The sequence below is a fragment of the Streptomyces sp. NPDC031670 genome, assembly GCF_055580545.1.
Genome location: NZ_JBVILC010000005.1, coordinates 135,560 through 153,965, shown reverse-complemented (window position 1 = coordinate 153,965; position 18,406 = coordinate 135,560). Strand labels below are relative to the sequence as shown.

The following is an 18,406-nucleotide window of genomic DNA, read 5'->3' as shown; positions in this document are numbered from 1 at the left end:
TCAGACCTCCACCAGCACCTGGTCCAGGGACTTGCGCACAAGGTCGGGGACCTCGCAGCCCTCGGCCGGATAGCCGACCGGGACCACCGCGAACGCCTTCTCGTTCACCGGGCGGCCCAGCACCTCCCGCAGGAACCGCATCGGGCTCGGGGTGTGGACGAGCGCGGCCAGACCGCTCTGGTGCAGGGCGCTCAGCAGCAGCCCGACCGCGATCCCCACCGACTCGTCCACGTAGTAGTGCTTGTGCCGGGTGCCGTCCTCGGCCAGCCAGTACCGCTGCTGGAAGACCACGATCAGTGCCGGGGCGTCGGTGAGGTGGCTCTTGACGGCGTCCGTGCCCAGCGGGCGCAGCGCCGCCAGCCACTCCTCGCCCAGCCGGCCGTCGTAGGAGACCCGCTCCTCGTGCTCGGCCGCCTCCCGTATCCGGCGCCGTACCTCCGGATCGCGGACGAGGACGAAGGTCCAGGGCTGCTGGTGCGCGCCCGAGGGGGCGGTCGCGGCGCACGCGACGGCGTCCCGGACCACCTGCTCGGGGACCGGGTCGCAGGAGAAGTGCCGTACGGTCCGGCGGCCGTCCATCGTGGCGCGCAGGGCCGCCGCGCGCGCCAGCGACTCGGCGGCCGGCATCCGGGCGGGGCGGTAGGGGACCGGGCGGTAGGGCTCGCCGTGCGTGGGCGTCCACCGCTGCTGTGGGGAGGGTGACATGAAAGGGAGTCTGGTGCAGCCGCGCCCGGCGCGTAAGGGCGCGAAGCGGCCTGCCACAGTGGTCGTATGACTGAGTCCCAGCACACCGCGCACACCTCGCAGCTCGGCCCGGACGGCCTGCCGAGAATCCGTGAACTGCTCGACGCCGCCTTCGACGGGGACTTCAGCGACGAGGACTGGGACCACGGCCTCGGCGGCGTCCACTCCTTCCTCGACGACGAGCGGGGCATGGCCGCGCACGGCAGCGTGATCATGCGCCGGGTGCTGCACGGCGGCCGGTCCTACCGCGTCGGCTACGTCGAGGCCGTCGCCGTGCGCGCGGACCGGCGCCGCCAGGGGCTCGGCGGGCGGGTCATGGCCGCCCTGGAGCATGTGATCGACGAGGCGTACGCGTTCGGCGCGCTCTCCGCCTCCGACGAGGGCGCCGCGCTCTACCGCTCCCGCGGCTGGCAGGTCTGGCCGGGACGGATCGAGGCGCTGAGCCCGGACGGGGTGGTGCGCCTCGCCGAGGAGGAGGGCACCACCTTCCTGCGCCCGGCCGCGGGCCGCCCGCTGCCCGACCCCGCCCAGCCGCTGATCTTCGACTGGCGCGACGGCGACGTGTTGTGAGGCGCGGGCCGGGGGGAAGGACAGGCGCTCAGAGCACGCCCGCGTCCCGCGCCGTCCACACCGACGGGTACAGCGGCCGGAAGCCCAGCTCGTCCCGGATCCGCAGCGTCGAGACGATCGTGTAGAACGGGTCCGGGTCGGTGCGCTGCGCCAGCTCCGGCGGCACCTCCACCCCGTTGAGCTGGTGCAGCTCGACCGCCGTCACCGGGCAGTCGTCCGCGATGTTGTACTTGCGGCCCGCCACCCCCGGCGCGTACAGCAGCCGCATCAGCCCCTGGGCCACGTCCGCGTGGTGCACCATCGGCAGCCGCTGGTGCGCCGCCCACTGGCCCGCCCAGTACACCGACTGCGTCAGGTGCGGGTCGCCCTCTCCGTAGACGAAGGCGAGCGCTCCCACCCGCACGTCGAGGCCGTGCTCCCGGTGGAGGGCGAACAGGCCCTCCTCGGCGGCGGCCTTGGACTCCGCGTACGTCCCCCACAGCGGCCCGCCCGGCACCGGCGCGTCGTCCTCGGTCAGCGGACGCCCGCGCCCCAGGCCGTACGCCAGGTTCGACGACACCTGGACGAGCCGGCCCACCCCGGCCTCCAGCGACAGCCGGCCCAGCGCGAGTGCCGCGTCGCGGTTGACCGCGCGGTTCTCCTCGTCCGGCACGTTCCGGTAGGACACCGCCAGGTTCACCACCGCGTCCACCCCCGCCAGCGCCTTGCGCACCGTCTCCTCCTCGCGCACGTCGCCGACCGCGACCTCATGGGCGCCCAGCGCCGCGCCGCGGGCCTCGTCGCGCACCAGGACCCGCACCACGTCGGCCCGCTGGACCAGCCTCGGCACGAACCTGCGGCCGACCTCGCCCGTCGCCCCCGTCACCAGGATCCGCATCTTCCGCTCCTCTCGATCGCCTGGCCCCCAGCGTGGCGCGAGGTGGCCGGCGGCGGGAGGGACGTCCCCATCCAGGGAGCGGCACTCCCTGGATACGGAACCGCACCGACCGTCATGCTGAGGGGGTGGACAGAGAAGAACTCGCGGACTTCCTGCGGCACTGCCGGGCCCGTCTCGAACCGTCGGACGTGGGCCTCGCGGCCGGTCCCCGGCGGCGGACGGCCGGGCTGCGCAGGGAAGAGGTCGCCCAGCTCACCGGGATGTCGGCGGACTACTACACCCGGCTGGAGCAGGCCCGCGGCTCGCGCCCGTCCCGGCAGATGCTGACCGCGCTGGCGCGGGCGCTGCGGCTCAGCCGGGACGGGCGCGATCACCTCTTCCACCTCGCGGGCGAGGAGCCGCCGCGCGAGCGGCACGGCTCGGTCCATGTGCGCCCGGGTCTGATGCTGATCCTGGACCGGCTGCACGACGCGCCCGCCCAGGTGATGAGCGACTGGGGTGAGGTGCTCGCCCAGAACGCGATGGCGGCGGCCCTGGTCGGCGAGGCCGCGCCGGGCCGGAACATCATCCATCGCTACTTCACCGAGCCCTCGCTGCGCTCTCTCTTCCCGCCCGAGGACCAGCCCGGCCACGCCCGCAGCCATGTGGCCCAGCTGCGGGCGGTGCTCGCGGCCCGCCCCGACGACCCGGAGCCGGCCGCGCTGGTGGCCGAACTGCGGGGGTGCAGCGAGGAGTTCGCCGCGCTGTGGGACGAGCACGAGGTGGAGACCCGGCACGCCAGGGCGAAGCGGTTCCTCCACCCCGTGGTGGGCCTCCTGGAGCTGGACTGCGAAATCCTGCTCAGCTCCGGCGAGGGCCAGTTCCTGGTGGTGCACTCGGCCCGCCCGGGCACCGACGCCCACCAGCGGCTGGAGCTGCTGAGGGTGGTGGGCCTCCAGGACCTGCGGGTCGGCGGCTGAGGGCGGGCCGCCGGCGCCCGGCCGGGCGGCGCTACGCGTCCTCGACGCCGCGCGCGATCTCGCGCTTGACGCGCTGCCAGCCGAAGGCGAAGGCCAGCGGGGTGGCGACGGCCGCGCCGATCAGCGCCGGGTACATCACCAGCTCGCCCCCGTAGTGCACCGCGACGCCGGTCACCGAGCCCGAGACGACCGCGGCGGCCAGCATCTGCTTGAGCTTGCCCCGGTAGGTGGCGCTCAGCAGGAGCCGCCTGTCGGGCGGCGCCACCAGCTCGTCGAGCCCGGCCGCGGGCCCGGCGCTGGCCGCCTTCGGGCGCTTGAAGTACATGTACAGCAACCAGTGCCCGCACGGCTCCCAGCCGTCCGGGGCGAGCCGGGCCGTGACCGTCGCACGCTCGGCGGCGCTGTCGGCGTTCTCCCGGCGGTACTCCCACCGCATCGCCGCCGCCGGGTCGCGCCGGCACACGAACCGGCCGAGCCGGTCCAGGCCCTCGACCTCCCAGCCCTGGTCGCCGTAGTGGTTGAGGTGCTTGCGGTCGGTGTAGATGTCGGTGGCCCACTTCCAGGTCTCCGCCCGCGCGTCCGGTTCCTCGGCGGCCCGGCCGCCGGTGAGCCGGGCCGCGAAGTCCTCCGGCGCGCCGAACTCCTCGTACGGGTCGGTGGAGCCGGATTCGGCCAGATAGCCGGTGAGCTCCGCGACGGTCGCCGTCACCTCGCTCCGCGGCATCCCCGCGGCCCGGAGCTTTCCGGCGAGCGTCCCGAAGTAGTCGCTCTCTTCGCTCATGTGGCACGTCCCCCTGGTGTCGCGCTGGTCAGCATGGTCTTCACGGCGGTGTGGAACTCCAGCCAGGAGGCGCCCTGCTCGGCGAGCGCCCGCCGGCCCTCCTCGGTCAGCCGGTAGTACCGGCGGCCCGGTCCGCGCTCGGCGGCGCGGAACTCCCCGACGGCGAGCCCGGCCTCTTCGAGCCGGTTCAGGACGGGGTAGAGCGTCCCGCCCTTGATCTCCCCGAGCCCGGCCGCCGCCAGGGTCTTGGAGATCTCGTACCCGTAGCTCTCGCCCCCGGTGAGGCAGGCGAGGACGAGGAGGTCGAGGACGCCCTTGAGCCAACTGGATCTGCGGTCTGCGGCCATGCGTGTATTCCAGCACCACCTAGGTAGGAATGCAAACTAGGTGGCACCGCCTGAACCATCCGTGCCGCCGGGGCGGCCGTCTCAGATAGTAGGAAGTCCGAGTAATCGTGGAGACAGAAGCGGAGTCCTCCCTTAGCTTTGTAGGAGCCGAACGTCTCGCTAGATCCAGCGAATGGCGGTCGCGAGCGCGGTGCCCCTTGGCAGGCAACCCCTGCGGCAGCGCTCCCCGCCCCTTCCGGCGCCTCGATATCCCCGTGATCTCAAGGAGTCGATCCTCATGTCCGAGACGACGACCGTCCGCCGTGTCCGCCACACCGCCCGTACGAGCGACACCGACCGCAAGAACGCCGCCGCCGCGCTCCAGCGCGCGCTGGACCGCCGGGACAACGGGGGCGCCACCGGGCACTAGGGTGAACGACGCGCCCTGGGCCGGCACGCGCCCTAGGCCGCTCCCGGGCGCCGGGCCGCGCCCCGGCGGATCTCGAAGTGGTCGATCCGCGCGCCGGACTCGGCGAGGGCCGAGACCGTCATCGACGGGCGGAGGCCCGCCTCCACCTGCACCGCCAGGAACGAGTAGCCCGTGAAGCGCACCCGCGACCACTCCACGGTCTCGGCCGACTTCGCGCGGCCCTTGAGCCAGTGGTAGCTGGCCACGCTCTCCTGGTCCTTGACGTGGCCCTCGTAGCTGTCGGGCGCCGGGAAGTCGTAGAGCGCCCGGCCCCCGCCGCCGGCCGTGACGTACACGATGCCGTCCCGCGTCGGGTCGGTGCGTTCACCGATCGGCACCTTGCGTCCCACGGCGCCCCGCAGGATCGCGTCGGTGCGCTCGTACACATGGTTGTGGCCGTTGATGACCAGGTCCACCTGGTGCTTCTCGAACAGCGGCACCCAGGCGTCGCGCACCCCGCCGTCCGAGGCGTGGGCGTTGGTGGTCGAGAAGGCGCAGTGGTGGAAGAAGACCACCACGAAGTCGATCCGGCGGTCGGCGCGCAGTTCGCCCAGCCGCCGGTCGAGCCACCGGGTCTGCCCGCCGCCGCTGATCCCGAAGTTGGCGGGGATCTCGTACGAGACGTCGTTGGCGTCCAGCGCGACCACGCCCACGTTGCCGTGCACGAACGAGTACACCCCGGGCAGTCTGACCGGGTCCGGGCCGTTGCCCGGCAGCGACCAGCGGGCGTTCTGGCCGCCGTAGCCGTCCGGCGAGTACCAGGCCTCCATGTCGTGGTTGCCGGTGGTCACCATCCACGGCACGGTCTTGGCGACCGACTCGGTCTGGGCGAGGAACTGGTCCCAGGTGCGCGCGTCGTAGGTGTCGCCCGTGGTGCCCGAGCCGGAGGGGTCGGCGTAGCAGATGTCGCCCGCGTGCAGATGGAAGGCCGGGTTCTGACCGAGGATCAGCTGGTCATTGCCGAGCGCGTGGTAGCTGACGCCCTGGTCGCCGAAGGCCGTGAAGGTGAACGCCCCGGCGCGCTCGGGCGCGGTGGTGAAGGTGCCCAGGGTGCCGAGGTTGCGCGGGTCGGCCGGGTCGAAACCGTCGTGGCCGACGCCGTAGTAGTACGTGGTGCCCGGCCGCAGCCGCTCCAGGCCCGCGTGCACGTAGTACTGCTCGGCCGCCGCGATCCTGCCCCCGTTGAGCACCGGCGTGCTGAGGTGGCGCACCTCGGCGTCGATGCGGTGGCTGAGCGCCCAGGGCTTGAGACCGATCCGGATGTACGGCCGCCGCACCGCGAACGGCACCTGCCAGCCGACCGCCATCTGCGTCTTCGGGTCGGCGCCGTAGGCCAGATGCCGGCCGAACGGCGCCACCAGCGAGCCGTCCACCTCGGTGGCCGCGCCCCAGGAGGTGAGTGCCGTCGGCGCGGTGCGGGCGGGCGAGGCGGCGGCCGGGGTGCCCACCCCGACGCCGGCGACCGCGGCGGTCGCCACGGAGGTGCGCAGCACCCCGCGCCGGGTCAGTCGCGTACGCAGGTACTCGTGCTGCTCGGCCATGTTCATACGGCCGGCGAGCTTCTCAGGGATGCCGAAACGAGGGATGTCCATGGCCGGAAACGTCCTCTCCTCAGACGACGCGCATCTCACCGGGGGGTGAACGGGACGCGTACAGCTCCCCATGCAACTCCCCGGATCGGCTGCGCACATCACCCCTACCAGCCATTCGGCGGCCTCCCGGAGGGGCCGGCGCGAGGGTCCGCCCGGTCGGCCTCTGTCCGTATCGTGGACTCCACATGTCAACGCATGGGACGCGGAGTACGGTGCATGCATGTCTCGCAGCATCGATCTCGCAGTGATCCCCGGTGACGGCATCGGCCGGGAAGTGGTGGCCCAGGGCCTGAAGGTCCTCAACGCCGTCCTTCCAGCGGATGTGAAGCTGGAGACCAAGGAGTACGACCTCGGCGCCCGGCGCTGGCACCGCACCGGCGAGACCCTGCCGGACGCGGAGCTGGAGGCGCTCGCGACCCACGATGCGATCCTGCTCGGCGCCATCGGCGACCCGGGCGTACCGTCCGGCGTCCTGGAGCGCGGTCTGCTGCTGAAGCTCCGCTTCGCCTTCGACCACTTCATCAACCTGCGCCCGTCGAAGCTGTTCCCGAACACGGCGACCCCGCTGGCGGGCCGTCCCGAGATCGACTTCGTGGTGGTCCGCGAGGGCACCGAGGGCCCCTACACGGGCAACGGCGGCTCGCTGCGCACCGGCACCCCGGCCGAGGTCGCCACCGAGGTCAGTGTGAACACGGCGTACGGCGTGGAGCGCGTGGTGCGCGACGCGTTCGCCCGCGCCCAGGCCCGCCCGCGCAAGAAGCTGACGCTGGTTCACAAGAACAACGTCCTGGTCTTCGCCGGGCACCTGTGGAAGAACATCTTCGACACGGTGGCGAAGGAGTACCCGGACGTCACCACCGACTATCTGCACGTCGACGCCGCGACGATCTTCTTCGTCACCCAGCCCGAGCGGTTCGACGTGATCGTCACCGACAACCTCTTCGGTGACATCCTCACCGACCTCGCCGCGGCCGTGACCGGCGGCATCGGCCTGGCCGCGTCCGGCAACATCAATCCGACCGGCGCGTTCCCCTCGATGTTCGAGCCGGTCCACGGTTCCGCGCCCGACATCGCGGGCCAGGGCAAGGCCGACCCCACGGCCACGGTCCTCTCCGTCGCCCTGCTCCTGCGCCACCTCGGTCACGAGTCCGAGGCGGCCAGGATCGAGGACGCCGTCCAGGCCGATCTGGCCGCCCGGGACGGCTCCGCCCGTACCACCGACGAGATCGGCGACGCGCTCGCCGTACGAGTATCGGGCTGACCCGAGCGCTCTCTCCCAGACAAGCCGCCGGGTCGCACCAGCACCCGGCGGCTTTTCCTGTACGGCCCCGGGGTGCCACCATCAGTCCCTGGGCCGCAATCACACCGTTTCAGTCATGGTCCCGCACGAGCGATAATCGAACGTGGGACCGCGGCATGCGGAAAAGCTCGGACGTCCTAGCAGCAGCGAAGGCGGCGTGAGCGCGGTCCGACCCACACAACCGGTGAAGGACACGCAACCATGACGACGCCCACGATCGAGCTCAAGCCCTCCGCGAACCCGCTGTCGGACGCGGAGCGTGACGCGATCCTGGCAAGCCCCGGATTCGGCCGCCACTTCACCGATCACATGGTGACGGTCAAGTGGACCGAGGGCCGCGGCTGGCACGACGCGGAGCTCACCCCGTACGCGCCGCTGTCGATGGACCCCGCCAACATGACGCTGCACTACGCGCAGACGATCTTCGAGGGTCTCAAGGCCTACCGTCAGCCCGACGGCACGGTGGCGACCTTCCGCCCCGAGGCCAACGCCGAGCGCTTCCGTGCCTCGGCCCGCCGGATGGCGATGCCCGAGCTGCCGGACGAGCTGTTCATCGCCGCCTGCGACGCGCTGATCCAGCAGGACCGGGCGTGGGTCCCGTCCTCCGGCGAGGCCTCGCTCTACCTCCGTCCGTTCATGATCGCGAGCGAGGTCGGGCTGGGTGTGCGGCCGGCGAACGAGTACCTGTTCATCGTGATCGCGTCGCCGGCCGGGGCGTACTTCCCCGGTGGCGTGAAGCCGGTGTCGGTCTGGCTCTCGGAGGAGTACGTGCGCGCGGTCAAGGGGGGCACGGGCGCGGCCAAGACCGGCGGCAACTACGCCGCGTCCCTGGTCGCCCAGGCCGAGGCGGCGGGGCACGGGTGCGACCAGGTGGTCTGGCTGGACGCGGTGGAGCACCGGTGGATCGAGGAGATGGGGGGGATGAACCTGTACTTCGTCTACGGCGACCGCATCGTCACCCCGTCTCTGACCGGCTCGCTCCTGCCGGGCATCACACGGGACTCGCTGCTGAAGATCGCGCGGGACCTGGGGTACACGGCCGAGGAGGGCCGGATCTCCACGGAGGACTGGAAGCGGGACACGGAGGCGGGGACGCTGACGGAGGTCTTCGCGTGCGGGACGGCGGCGGTGATCACGCCGGTGGGGTCGGTGAAGTCGGCTCGGGCGAACTGGACGCAGGGGGACGGTGAGCCGGGGGAGGTCACGATGAGGCTGCGGAAGGCCCTCCTCGACCTCCAGACGGGGGCGAGGCCGGATACGCACGGCTGGATGCACCGTCTGGGCTGAGCGGTTTCTGCCCCCACCCCGCCCCTTCCCCAAACCCTCCGGGGGCGGGAGGGGGCGGGGCTTTCCCGGGGGCTACGCCCCCGGCGCCCCCCTCGCCTCCACTGCGCGTCAACCTGCCGCCCGGTGGGGGCTGTTCGCGCAGTTCCCCGCGCCCCTGAAGAAACGGGGCCTGCGGCCCCGCACCCCGCTGCGCGTCAGCGTGCGCGCCGGCGGGGAACTGCGCGGGCAACCCTCCACCGGCGGGCAGACGAACTCGGGGCCCAGCAGGGGCGCGGGGAACTGCGCGACCAACCATCCACCGGGCGGTAGACGAAGTCAGGGCCGAACACGGGGTCCGGGGCCCAGCCCCTGCGGGTCGGTCGGGTCACTCAACCCGTCTCCACCCCCGGAGGGTTCAGGGAAGGGGCGGGGTGGGGGAGAACCCCCCGGGTCAGCGCCCCGTACACCGCACCCCCCACCACCCCCGACAACACAAAGCTGCAGTCCACCCCACCCGTCAACCCCAGCAGCGGCCCCGCGTACCCCGGCAGCGACACCGCCAGCAGCCCCGTCCCCGCCCCCAGCCCCCACGCCGCCACGGGCCGCCAGTTCCAGCCGCCCCGGTACCAGTACGCCCCGCCCCGTGACCGCCGGTTGAAGACCTGGAGGGCGTCCGCGTCGTACACGCCCCGGCAGCGGACGAAGCCGATCAGGGTGATGACCGCCCACGGCGTGCCGATCGCCGTCAGCAGCAGGACGAACGACGTCATCGCCGCCTGCGCGTCCCACGCGTAGTGGCCCGCGAAGACGCACACCGTCGCCACCCCGGCCACCGCGAACGTCGCCTGTGTACGCGACGCGCGGGGCAGGATCGCGTCGAGGTCGAGGCCCATCGAGTACAGCATCAGACCCGCGTTGCCCACCGACCCCGCCGACGCCGCGAGGAGGAGCGGGACCAGGTACCAGCCCGGCGCCGCCGCCACCAGCGGGCCCGCGTAGTCCGCCGCCGCCCGCGCGGCGTACGCCGTGAACGTGCCGAACAGCTGCGGCACCAGCAGCCCGGCGATCAGGCCCAGCCATGTCGCGTGCAGCACCCCGCGCGGGGTGTGGCGGCGCGGGGAGATGTAGCGCGTGTAGTCGCCGAGCAGGGTGATGAACGCGATCGGGCCGCTCAGCCCCGCCGCCACCAGCGCCAGCAGCCAGGTCGGCCAGAACGTGCCGAGCAGATAGCCGCCCGCGCCGGGCAGCGCGGCCGTCGTGAAGTGCGGGGCGTAGGCCGCGACCCCCAGGACCAGCAGTGCCGTCATGCCGACCGCCAGGACCCGGGACAGGCGCAGCAGCACCCGGTACCCGTACACCGCGCCGATCACCGTCGCCGCGGCGAGCACCGCGTACACGATCCCGTACGAGGCGCCGCCGGTGGGCAGGCCGAAGAGCCGGTGCAGGACACCCGCCATCGCGTCGCCGCCGATCCAGACCGTGAGCGCCGTGTAGCCGAGGGACAGCAGCAGACCCACCACGGAGCCCACCAGCCTGCCCCGCACCCCGAACTGCGCGCCCGACGACGTCGACAGGTTGGTCGCCGTACGCAGGGACACCAGCGCCAGCGGCGCCGTCAGCACCGTGCCCACCAGCGTGCCCGCGACCACCGCGCTCACCGACGCCCACCAGCCGAGGCCGAAGGAGACCGGGAGCCAGCCGAAGACGATCACGCCCAGGCAGAGGTTGGAGCCGAGCAGGATCGACACCAGGTCGCGTGGGCCGCTGGTGCGTTCCTCCTCCGGGATCGTGTCGACTCCGCGCTGTTCGATCCGCATGGGCTGCCCCTGACGCTCGATGGCCTTGACGTACTGGCCTGATGTCGACGTTCCGGTTGTTTGAGTGGCGTTCAATGTGAGGCCGGGCAGGCATCGCCGTCAACCCCTTGATTGCATCGAGTGAGACGTTAGAGTGGTGTTCTAAACGGAGGTGTGGTGCGTGCGACTTACCCCTACAGAACGTGACCGGCTGCTGCTCTTCGGCGCCGCCGAGCTCGCCCGGGCCCGCCGGGCGCGCGGACTGCGGCTGAACGTCCCCGAGGCCACCGCGCTCATCGCGGACACCGTCTGCGAGGCGGCCCGCGACGGGCGCCGGCTCGCCGACGCCATCGCGGCGGCCCGGAGCGTCCTCGGCCCCGAGGACGTCCTGCCGGGGGTCGCGGACGTGGTCACCGAGGTGCACGTCGAGGCCGTCTTCGACGACGGCTCGCGGCTCGCTGTCGTCCCGGCGCCCATAGGTGGCGCCGGCGGACTCGGCGCGGAGGCCCCCGGCGCCGTGCTGCCCGGCCCGCAGGGCCCGGACCCCGAGCCCGCCCTCCGGGTCGCCGTGCGCAACACCGCGCCCGTCCCCGTCAGCGTCACCTCGCACTTCCACTTCTTCGAGGCCAACCCGCGCCTCGACTTCGACCGGGCCGCCGCATACGGAATGCGGCTGTCCGTACCGGCCGGGTCCTCGGTCCGGTTCGACCCGGGCGGCGAGGCCGAGGTCGGGCTCGTCCCGATCGGCGGCGCCCGGGTCGCCATCGGATTCGCCGGACTGGTCGACGGGCCGCTGGACGCGCCCGGCGCCCGCGAGGAGGCCCTGCGCCGGGCCGCCGCCTGCGGCTACCTGGGCGCGCACCCGGAAGGAGCGGTCTCATGAGCAGGCCCAGCCGCCACAGCGACCACTGCGCGCCCGGCAGCCGCCATATCGACCCCGACGAGTACGCGGCCGTCTTCGGACCCCGGGCCGGGGACCGGGTCCGGCTCGGGGACAGCGGGCTCACCGTCCGGGTGGAGTCGGACTCCCAGCGGCCCGGCGACGAGTTCCTCGCCGGGTTCGGCAAGACCGCCCGCGACGGACTGCACCTGAAGGCCGCCGCCGTCCGCGACACCTGCGACGTCGTGATCAGCAACGTCGTCGTCATCGACGCGGTGCTGGGCATCCGCAAGGTGTCCATCGGCATCCGCGAGGGCCGTATCCACGCCGTCGGGCGCGCCGGGAACCCCGACACGCTCGACGGGGTGGACGTCGTCGTCGGCACCGGGACCAGCATCGTCTCCGGCGAGGGGCTGATCGCCACCGCCGGCGCGGTGGACACCCATGTCCATCTGCTCTCGCCGCGCATCATGGAGGCCTCCCTCTCCTCCGGTGTCACCACGCTCATCGGCCAGGAGTTCGGCCCGGTGTGGGGCGTGGGCGTCAACTCGCCCTGGGCGCTGCGGAACGCCTTCGCCGCCTTCGACGCCTGGCCCGTCAACATCGGCTTCCTGGGCCGGGGTTCGTCCTCCGACGGCGCCCCGCTGGTGGAGGCGCTCGCCGAGGGCGGCGCCTGCGGCTTCAAGGTCCACGAGGACATGGGCGCGCACACCCGCGCCCTGGACACGGCGCTGCGCGTGGCCGAGGAGCACGACGTACAGGTCGCCCTGCACAGCGACGGCCTGAACGAGTGCCTCTCGGTGGAGGACACCCTCAGCGTCCTGGAGGGGCGGACCATCCACGCCTTCCACATCGAGGGCTGCGGCGGCGGCCACGTCCCCAACGTGCTGAAGATGGCGGGCGTGCCCAACGTCATCGGCTCGTCCACCAACCCGACCCTGCCGTTCGGCCGGGACGCGGTCGCCGAGCACTACGGGATGATCGTCTCCGTCCACGGCCTCAAGCCGGACCTGCCCGGCGACGCCGCCATGGCGCGCGACCGCATCCGGGCCGGGACGATGGGCGCCGAGGACGTGCTGCACGACCTGGGCGCGATCGGCATCACCTCCTCCGACGCCCAGGGCATGGGCCGCGCGGGCGAGACCGTACGCCGCACCTTCGCCATGGCCGCGAAGATGAAGGCCGAGTTCGGCCCCCTGGAGGGCGACGGCGAGGGCGACGACAACGCGCGCGTACTGCGCTACATCGCCAAGCTCACCATCAACCCGGCGCTCGCCCACGGCCTCGCGCACGAGATCGGCTCCATCGAGGTCGGCAAGCTGGCCGACATCGTGCTGTGGCGGCCCGCCTACTTCGGCGCCAAGCCGCAGATGGTCCTCAAGTCCGGCTTCCCGGCCTGGGGCGTCACCGGTGATCCCAACGCGGCCACCGAGACCTGCGAGCCCCTGGTCCTCGGCCCCCTCTTCGGCGCCCACGGCGCCACCCCCGCCGAGCTCTCCGTCGCCTTCGTGGCCCGTGCCGCCCTCGACCAGGGAGGCGATCTGATGCCGACGCGCCGGCGCCGGGTCGCCGTGCGCGGCACCCGGGGCATCGGCCCCGCCGACCTCGTCCTCAACTCCCGTACCGGAGCGGTGGACGTGGACGGCCGCACCGGACTGGTCACCCTCGACGGCGACCCGCTGCGCTCCGAGCCCGCCGACTCCGTCTCCCTCAACCGCCTCTACTTCCTCTAAGGACCCGACGATGACCGCTGCCGCCGACGGCTTCCGCATGCCCGCCGAGTGGGCCCCGCACGAGCGCACCTGGATGGCGTGGCCCGGCCCCAACGTGACCTTCGCGAACCAGGACGAGCTCGCCGAAGCCCGCGCGGCCTGGGCGGCCGTCGCCCGGGCCGTGCGCCGCTTCGAGCCGGTCACCGTCGTCTGCGGCCCCGGTCGGAGCGCGGAGGCCGCGGCCCTGCTCGGCCCCGGGATCGATCTCGTGGAGCGTGAGCTCGACGACGCCTGGATGCGCGACATCGGCCCGACCTTCCTGACCAACGGCTCCGAACTCGCCGCCGTGGACTGGACGTTCAACGGCTGGGGTGCCCAGGACTGGGCCCGCTGGGAGCACGACGCCAAGATCGGCGCATACGTCTCGGACCTCGCCGGGGCGCGTACGTACACCTCGCGCCTGGTCAACGAGGGCGGCGCGATCCACGTCGACGGCGAGGGCACGGTCCTGCTCACCGAGTCCGTGCAGCTCGGCCCCGAGCGCAACCCCGGCTGGACGCGCGAGCAGGTCGAGGCGGAGATCCACGCGATGCTCGGCACCCGCAAGGCGATCTGGCTGCCGCGCGGTCTGACCGCCGACTATCCGCCGCACGGCTACGGCACGCTGGGCCACGTCGACATCGTCGCCGCGTTCGCCCGCCCCGGAGTGGTCGTCGCGCACACCCAGCCCGACCCGGCCCACCCCGACCACGAGGTGTGCAGGGAGAACGTGGCGCTGCTGCGGAGCCAGACCGACGCGCGCGGCCGGAGCATCGAGGTCGTGGAGGTCCCCGCCCCGACCGTGCTCACCGACGACCACGGCTGGGTCGACTACTCGTACATCAACCACTACCTCTGCAACGGCGGCGTCGTCCTGTGCGGCTTCGACGACCCCAGGGACGAGCACGCGGCGGGCGTCTTCCGCCGGCTCTTCCCCGAACGGACCGTGACCCTCGTCGACGCACGTACGATCTTCGCTGGGGGTGGTGGCATCCACTGCGTCACCCAGCAGCAGCCCAGGGTGTGATCCGGAAGAAACCAGGAGGCGGGGCATGGCCGGTCCGGCCCGCGCGCGGAAGAACGCGCCGCCGCGCGACGAGGTGCTGGCCGCCGCCATGGCCACGATCGCCGAGCGCGGTCTCGACGGCCTGACCATGGCCGGTCTCGGCCGCGAGGTCGGCATGTCCAGCGGGCACCTGCTGTACTACTTCCACAGCAAGGACGAACTGCTGCTCCAGACCCTGGAGTGGAGCGAGGGCCGGCTCGGCGCCGAGCGCAGCGCCCTGCTCTCCCGGCCGGGCCCGGTCCGCGAACGCCTCGACGGCTATGTCGACCTGTATGTGCCGGACGGCGTCCGCGACCCGCACTGGATCCTGTGGCTGGAGGTCTGGAACCGCTCGCAGAACGCCGCCACCGACGCTGTCGCCCGCGCCCGCCAGGCCGCCATCGAGGGCGCCTGGCACCGCGACCTGGTCGCGATCATCGCGGAGGGCGTCTCGCGCGGTGAGTTCCGCCCGGTCGACGCCGACCGCTGCGCGGCCCGGCTGCGGGCGCTGCTCGACGGCTTCAGCGTCCATGTGGCGGTCGGCATACCGGGCACCGGACGGCCCCAAGTCCTGGAGCACGTACGGGAGTTCGTGGACGAGTCGCTCGTGCGACCCCTGACCGGCGGCTGAACACAACGTACGCAAGTACGCCCTATCGTTGCGTGCGTCACCCTTGTCGGCCGCATCGGCCTGGGCCACCGTGATCTTCCATGGGACGAGAGCAGTGGAAGAAGATCTGGGTCGGTTCGGCCGGCAACATGGTCGAGTGGTTCGACTGGTTCGTGTACGCCACCTTCGCGGTGTACTTCGCGGACGCGTTCTTCCCCAAGGGGAACGAGACCGCCAACCTCATGAACACCATGGGGATCTTCGCCGTCGGCTTCTTCATGCGCCCGGTGGGCGGCTGGCTGCTCGGCCGCATCGGCGACCGGCGCGGGCGCAAGGCGGCCCTGACCCTGACCGTCACCCTGATGTCCGCCTCCGCGGTCCTGATCGCGGTGGCGCCGACGTACGGGGTGGCCGGCTACGGGGGAGTGGCGGTCCTGCTGGTCGCGAGGCTGTTGCAGGGCCTCTCGGTCGGCGGCGAGTACGCGGCGAGCGCGACCTACCTCACCGAGGCGTCCGACCCCCGACGCCGGGGCTTCGCCTCCAGCTTCCAGTACGTGTCGATGACCGCGGGCCAGCTCGTCGGCCTCGGCCTCCAGATCGTCATGCAGCGCACCCTCTCCGAGGACGCGCTGCACAGCTGGGGCTGGCGCGTCCCCTTCATCGTGGGCGCGCTGGGCGCGGCCGTCGTCTTCTATCTGCGGCGCAACATGCTGGAGACCGAGGTCTACGAGGAGTCCGGCGCGGCACGGGACGAGGAGCGGGGCACCCTGAAGGCGCTGTGGCGCCACCGCAGGGAGGCGTTCCTCGTCATGGCGCTGACGATGGGCGGCACGGTCGCGTACTACACGTACACCACGTATCTCACGAAGTTCCTCTCCAAGAGCGCGGGCATGCCCAAACCCACGGCGTCGCTGGTGTCGTTCTGCGCGCTGTTCGTCTTCATGTGCCTCCAGCCGCTGGCGGGCATGCTCTCGGACCGGATCGGCCGCCGTCCGCTGCTGATCACCTTCGCGGTCGGCTCCACGTTCCTGACCGTGCCGGTCATGACGATGCTCAAGCACGCGGGCACGTTCTGGCCGGCCTTCGGCCTGGCCCTGCTCGCCCTGGTGGTGGTGACGGGCTACACGTCGATCAACGCCTGCGTGAAGGCGGAGCTGTTCCCGACCGGCATCCGCGCCCTGGGCGTGGCCCTGCCGTACGCCATCGCCAACGCCCTGTTCGGCGGTACGGCGGAGTACGTGGCGCTGTGGTTCAAGCGGGGCGGCATCGAGTCCGGCTTCTACTGGTACGTGGCGGGGTGCGCCGGAGTGAGCCTGGTGGTGTACCTGACGATGCGGGAGACGCGGGACATCGACCTGAACCGGGTCGCGTCCGCCACCGCGACCGCCCCCGTTCCCGCGGGAACGGACGGGGTGCCCGCATCCTGAGATCCCGGTCCGCGGCGTGGCGGCTCTGTGGCAGACTGCGACCGTGCTCGCTTTCCCGATGATTATGGACAGCAGCGCGCCGGTCCGCAGTGACCGCTGAACCCGCGGCACAACCCCCGCGGCAGCGGACATCGTGCCCCAGACCCGCGCGCAGACCCTTCGCACCCGCGAGGGGTCTTTTCGTTTCCCGGCCCCACCACGGCCGGAGGCGGACCGCACGCGATGATGGGGGCAGTGGAGCCAGCCAGTCCGGAGCCACTCACCCGACAGGAGTCACCCCAGCATGACGGCCAACGAGGCACCAGAAGACAGCCATCGCGTCGACCGCATCGGCCGCGCCGACCGCGTCGAGGATGGATTCCATGTCTTCGACACCACGCTGCGCGACGGCGCCCAGCGCGAGGGCATCAACCTCACCGTCGCGGACAAGCTGACGATCGCCCGGCACCTGGACGACTTCGGGGTGGGCTTCATCGAGGGCGGCTGGCCCGGCGCCAACCCCCGCGACACGGAGTTCTTCGCCCGCGCCCGACAGGAGATCACCTTCAGGAACGCCCAGCTGGTGGCGTTCGGGGCCACCCGCCGGCCCGGCGGCAGCGCGGCGACGGACCCGCAGGTCAAGGCGCTGCTGGCGTCCGGAGCGCCGGTGATCACGCTGGTCGCCAAGTCCCACGACCGCCATGTCGAGCTCGCCCTGCGCACCACGCTGGACGAGAACCTGGAGATGGTCCGGGACACGGTCTCCTATCTGCGCGAACAGGGCCGGCGCGTCTTCGTCGACTGCGAGCACTTCTTCGACGGCTACCGGGCCAACCCCGAGTACGCCAAGGCGGTCGTGCGGGCCGCGAGCGACTCCGGCGCGGACGTCGTCATCCTCTGCGACACCAACGGCGGCATGCTGCCCGCCCAGATCCAGGCCGTGGTCGCCACCGTCCTCGCCGACACCGGTGCCCGGCTCGGCATCCACGCCCAGGACGACACCGGCTGCGCCGTCGCCAACACGCTCGCCGCGGTCGACGCGGGCGCGACGCATGTGCAGTGCACGGCGAACGGCTACGGCGAGCGGGTCGGCAACGCCAACCTCTTCCCGGTGGTGGCCGCGCTGGAGCTGAAGTACGGCATGAAGGTGCTGCCCGAGGGCGCGCTGCCCGAGATGACGCGCATCTCGCACGCGATCGCCGAGGTGGTCAATCTGACGCCCTCGACGCACCAGCCGTACGTGGGCGTCTCCGCCTTCGCCCACAAGGCGGGCCTGCACGCCTCGGCGATCAAGGTCGACCCCGACCTCTACCAGCACATCGACCCGGGCCTGGTCGGCAACCGCATCCGGATGCTGGTCTCCGACATGGCCGGCCGCGCCTCCATCGAGCTCAAGGGCAAGGAGCTGGGCGTCGAGCTCGGCGACGACCGGGAGCTGGTCGGCCGGGTCGTCGCGCGGGTGAAGGAGCGCGAGCTCCAGGGCTACACCTACGAGGCCGCCGACGCCTCCTTCGAACTCCTGCTGCGCGCCGAGGCGGAGGGCAGGGCCCGCAAGTACTTCCGCGTCGAGTCCTGGCGCGCCATCGTCGAGGACCGCCCCGACGGCACCCACGCCAACGAGGCGACGGTGAAGCTGTGGGCCAAGGGCGAGCGGATCGTGGCGACGGCGGAGGGCAACGGCCCCGTCAACGCGCTCGACCGCGCCCTGCGGGTCGGCCTTGAGCGCATCTACCCCCAGCTGGCCAAGCTGGAACTGGTCGACTACAAGGTCCGCATCCTGGAGGGCCGCCACGGCACGGACTCCACGACCCGGGTCCTGATCACGACGACGGACGGGGCGGGGGAGTGGGCGACGGTGGGAGTGGCGACGAACATCATCGGGGCGTCCTGGGGGGCGCTGGAGGACGCGTACACCTACGGGCTGCTCCGGGCCGGGGTGGAGCCGCCGGAGTAGCAGGCCACGGGCCGGCGGGGGCCGGAGGCCGTTCTCGCCCCCGAAGGTTTGTCCGTTTCGCGAGTGACTCCGGTAGCGTC

17 protein-coding genes are annotated in these 18,406 nt (G+C 72.4%); 11 read left to right on the top strand and 6 right to left on the bottom strand.

What is annotated here, in order from left to right:
* Positions 1-705 carry a nitroreductase family protein gene (locus tag ACZ5ID_RS12255; RefSeq protein ID WP_468896489.1) on the bottom strand — a complete coding sequence of 235 codons (705 nt, stop codon included), beginning with the start codon at positions 703-705 and terminating at the stop codon, positions 1-3.
* Positions 706-771: 66 nt separating this feature from the next.
* Between ACZ5ID_RS12255 and ACZ5ID_RS12250 the strand changes: the two genes are divergently transcribed.
* Positions 772-1,314 carry a GNAT family N-acetyltransferase gene (locus ACZ5ID_RS12250; protein WP_468896486.1) on the top strand — a complete coding sequence of 181 codons (543 nt, stop codon included), beginning with the start codon at positions 772-774 and terminating at the stop codon, positions 1,312-1,314.
* 28 nt (positions 1,315-1,342) lie between these two features.
* Here the strand turns inward: ACZ5ID_RS12250 and ACZ5ID_RS12245 are convergent, their stop codons facing one another.
* The gene (locus tag ACZ5ID_RS12245; protein WP_468896483.1) at positions 1,343-2,191 is read right to left on the bottom strand and encodes an NAD-dependent epimerase/dehydratase family protein; all 849 of its coding nucleotides are present in this window, start codon (positions 2,189-2,191) and stop codon (positions 1,343-1,345) included.
* 125 nt (positions 2,192-2,316) lie between these two features.
* On the opposite strand from ACZ5ID_RS12245, the gene ACZ5ID_RS12240 reads away from it, so the two are divergent.
* Complete coding sequence (locus ACZ5ID_RS12240) at positions 2,317-3,150, top strand: helix-turn-helix transcriptional regulator (RefSeq protein WP_468896480.1); 834 nt, start codon at positions 2,317-2,319, stop codon at positions 3,148-3,150.
* A gap of 31 nt (positions 3,151-3,181) precedes the next feature.
* Here ACZ5ID_RS12240 and ACZ5ID_RS12235 read toward each other — a convergent pair whose 3' ends face one another.
* Together ACZ5ID_RS12235 and ACZ5ID_RS12230 are read right to left on the bottom strand one after the other, a co-directional pair.
* Positions 3,182-3,931 carry a hypothetical protein gene (locus ACZ5ID_RS12235; protein ID WP_468896477.1) on the bottom strand — a complete coding sequence of 250 codons (750 nt, stop codon included), beginning with the start codon at positions 3,929-3,931 and terminating at the stop codon, positions 3,182-3,184.
* Positions 3,928-4,278: a PadR family transcriptional regulator gene (locus ACZ5ID_RS12230; protein WP_468896475.1), complete on the bottom strand. Its 351-nt coding sequence runs from the start codon at positions 4,276-4,278 to the stop codon at positions 3,928-3,930. Before ACZ5ID_RS12230 ends, ACZ5ID_RS12235 begins: the two co-directional genes overlap by 4 nt.
* A 277-nt stretch (positions 4,279-4,555) precedes the next feature.
* On the opposite strand from ACZ5ID_RS12230, the gene ACZ5ID_RS12225 reads away from it, so the two are divergent.
* The gene (locus tag ACZ5ID_RS12225) at positions 4,556-4,687 is read left to right on the top strand and encodes a hypothetical protein (RefSeq protein ID WP_406552240.1); all 132 of its coding nucleotides are present in this window, start codon (positions 4,556-4,558) and stop codon (positions 4,685-4,687) included.
* A gap of 32 nt (positions 4,688-4,719) precedes the next feature.
* Here the strand turns inward: ACZ5ID_RS12225 and ACZ5ID_RS12220 are convergent, their stop codons facing one another.
* Entirely contained in the window at positions 4,720-6,318 is a 1,599-nt protein-coding gene (locus ACZ5ID_RS12220) for a purple acid phosphatase family protein (protein ID WP_468896473.1), read from the bottom strand.
* 220 nt (positions 6,319-6,538) lie between these two features.
* Here ACZ5ID_RS12220 and ACZ5ID_RS12215 point away from each other — a divergent pair, with 220 nt between their 5' ends.
* Entirely contained in the window at positions 6,539-7,579 is a 1,041-nt protein-coding gene (locus ACZ5ID_RS12215; protein ID WP_468896471.1) for a 3-isopropylmalate dehydrogenase, read from the top strand.
* 240 nt (positions 7,580-7,819) lie between these two features.
* Positions 7,820-8,905, top strand: a complete 1,086-nt coding sequence (locus ACZ5ID_RS12210; protein ID WP_406552237.1) for a branched-chain amino acid aminotransferase — start codon at positions 7,820-7,822, stop codon at positions 8,903-8,905.
* Between the two features lie 368 nt (positions 8,906-9,273).
* Here ACZ5ID_RS12210 and ACZ5ID_RS12205 read toward each other — a convergent pair whose 3' ends face one another.
* Positions 9,274-10,701, bottom strand: a complete 1,428-nt coding sequence (locus ACZ5ID_RS12205; protein ID WP_468896468.1) for a cytosine permease — start codon at positions 10,699-10,701, stop codon at positions 9,274-9,276.
* 160 nt (positions 10,702-10,861) lie between these two features.
* Here ACZ5ID_RS12205 and ureA point away from each other — a divergent pair, with 160 nt between their 5' ends.
* From ureA to cimA, 6 genes are all read left to right on the top strand, one after another.
* The gene (gene ureA / locus ACZ5ID_RS12200; protein ID WP_468896466.1) at positions 10,862-11,563 is read left to right on the top strand and encodes an urease subunit gamma; all 702 of its coding nucleotides are present in this window, start codon (positions 10,862-10,864) and stop codon (positions 11,561-11,563) included.
* Positions 11,560-13,293 (top strand): urease subunit alpha, encoded by a 1,734-nt coding sequence (locus tag ACZ5ID_RS12195; protein WP_468896464.1) that lies wholly within the window; start codon positions 11,560-11,562, stop codon positions 13,291-13,293. The genes ureA and ACZ5ID_RS12195 overlap by 4 nt, the downstream gene beginning before the upstream one ends.
* 10 nt (positions 13,294-13,303) lie before the next feature.
* A complete protein-coding gene (locus ACZ5ID_RS12190) occupies positions 13,304-14,338 on the top strand; it encodes an agmatine deiminase family protein (RefSeq protein ID WP_468896462.1) in 1,035 nt (344 codons plus the stop codon).
* A gap of 25 nt (positions 14,339-14,363) precedes the next feature.
* A complete protein-coding gene (locus tag ACZ5ID_RS12185) occupies positions 14,364-14,987 on the top strand; it encodes a TetR/AcrR family transcriptional regulator (RefSeq protein WP_468896460.1) in 624 nt (207 codons plus the stop codon).
* A gap of 80 nt (positions 14,988-15,067) precedes the next feature.
* A complete protein-coding gene (locus ACZ5ID_RS12180; RefSeq protein WP_468896457.1) occupies positions 15,068-16,393 on the top strand; it encodes an MFS transporter in 1,326 nt (441 codons plus the stop codon).
* Between the two features lie 283 nt (positions 16,394-16,676).
* Positions 16,677-18,326 carry a citramalate synthase gene (gene cimA, locus ACZ5ID_RS12175; RefSeq protein WP_468896455.1) on the top strand — a complete coding sequence of 550 codons (1,650 nt, stop codon included), beginning with the start codon at positions 16,677-16,679 and terminating at the stop codon, positions 18,324-18,326.
* The last annotated feature ends 80 nt before the right edge of the window (positions 18,327-18,406 follow it).

What these genes read in the sequence shown, in the direction of transcription:
- ACZ5ID_RS12255 (WP_468896489.1), bottom strand. Translation starts at nt 705, where the DNA reads ATGTCACCCTCCCCACAGCAGCGGTGGACGCCCACGCACGGCGAGCCC.
- ACZ5ID_RS12250 (WP_468896486.1), top strand. Translation starts at nt 772, where the DNA reads ATGACTGAGTCCCAGCACACCGCGCACACCTCGCAGCTCGGCCCGGAC.
- ACZ5ID_RS12245 (WP_468896483.1), bottom strand. Translation starts at nt 2,191, where the DNA reads ATGCGGATCCTGGTGACGGGGGCGACGGGCGAGGTCGGCCGCAGGTTC.
- ACZ5ID_RS12235 (WP_468896477.1), bottom strand. Translation starts at nt 3,931, where the DNA reads ATGAGCGAAGAGAGCGACTACTTCGGGACGCTCGCCGGAAAGCTCCGG.
- ACZ5ID_RS12230 (WP_468896475.1), bottom strand. Translation starts at nt 4,278, where the DNA reads ATGGCCGCAGACCGCAGATCCAGTTGGCTCAAGGGCGTCCTCGACCTC.
- ACZ5ID_RS12225 (WP_406552240.1), top strand. Translation starts at nt 4,556, where the DNA reads ATGTCCGAGACGACGACCGTCCGCCGTGTCCGCCACACCGCCCGTACG.
- ACZ5ID_RS12220 (WP_468896473.1), bottom strand. Translation starts at nt 6,318, where the DNA reads ATGGACATCCCTCGTTTCGGCATCCCTGAGAAGCTCGCCGGCCGTATG.
- ACZ5ID_RS12215 (WP_468896471.1), top strand. Translation starts at nt 6,539, where the DNA reads ATGTCTCGCAGCATCGATCTCGCAGTGATCCCCGGTGACGGCATCGGC.
- ACZ5ID_RS12210 (WP_406552237.1), top strand. Translation starts at nt 7,820, where the DNA reads ATGACGACGCCCACGATCGAGCTCAAGCCCTCCGCGAACCCGCTGTCG.
- ACZ5ID_RS12205 (WP_468896468.1), bottom strand. Translation starts at nt 10,701, where the DNA reads ATGCGGATCGAACAGCGCGGAGTCGACACGATCCCGGAGGAGGAACGC.
- ACZ5ID_RS12195 (WP_468896464.1), top strand. Translation starts at nt 11,560, where the DNA reads ATGAGCAGGCCCAGCCGCCACAGCGACCACTGCGCGCCCGGCAGCCGC.
- ACZ5ID_RS12190 (WP_468896462.1), top strand. Translation starts at nt 13,304, where the DNA reads ATGACCGCTGCCGCCGACGGCTTCCGCATGCCCGCCGAGTGGGCCCCG.
- ACZ5ID_RS12185 (WP_468896460.1), top strand. Translation starts at nt 14,364, where the DNA reads ATGGCCGGTCCGGCCCGCGCGCGGAAGAACGCGCCGCCGCGCGACGAG.
- ACZ5ID_RS12180 (WP_468896457.1), top strand. Translation starts at nt 15,068, where the DNA reads ATGGGACGAGAGCAGTGGAAGAAGATCTGGGTCGGTTCGGCCGGCAAC.
- cimA (WP_468896455.1), top strand. Translation starts at nt 16,677, where the DNA reads ATGACGGCCAACGAGGCACCAGAAGACAGCCATCGCGTCGACCGCATC.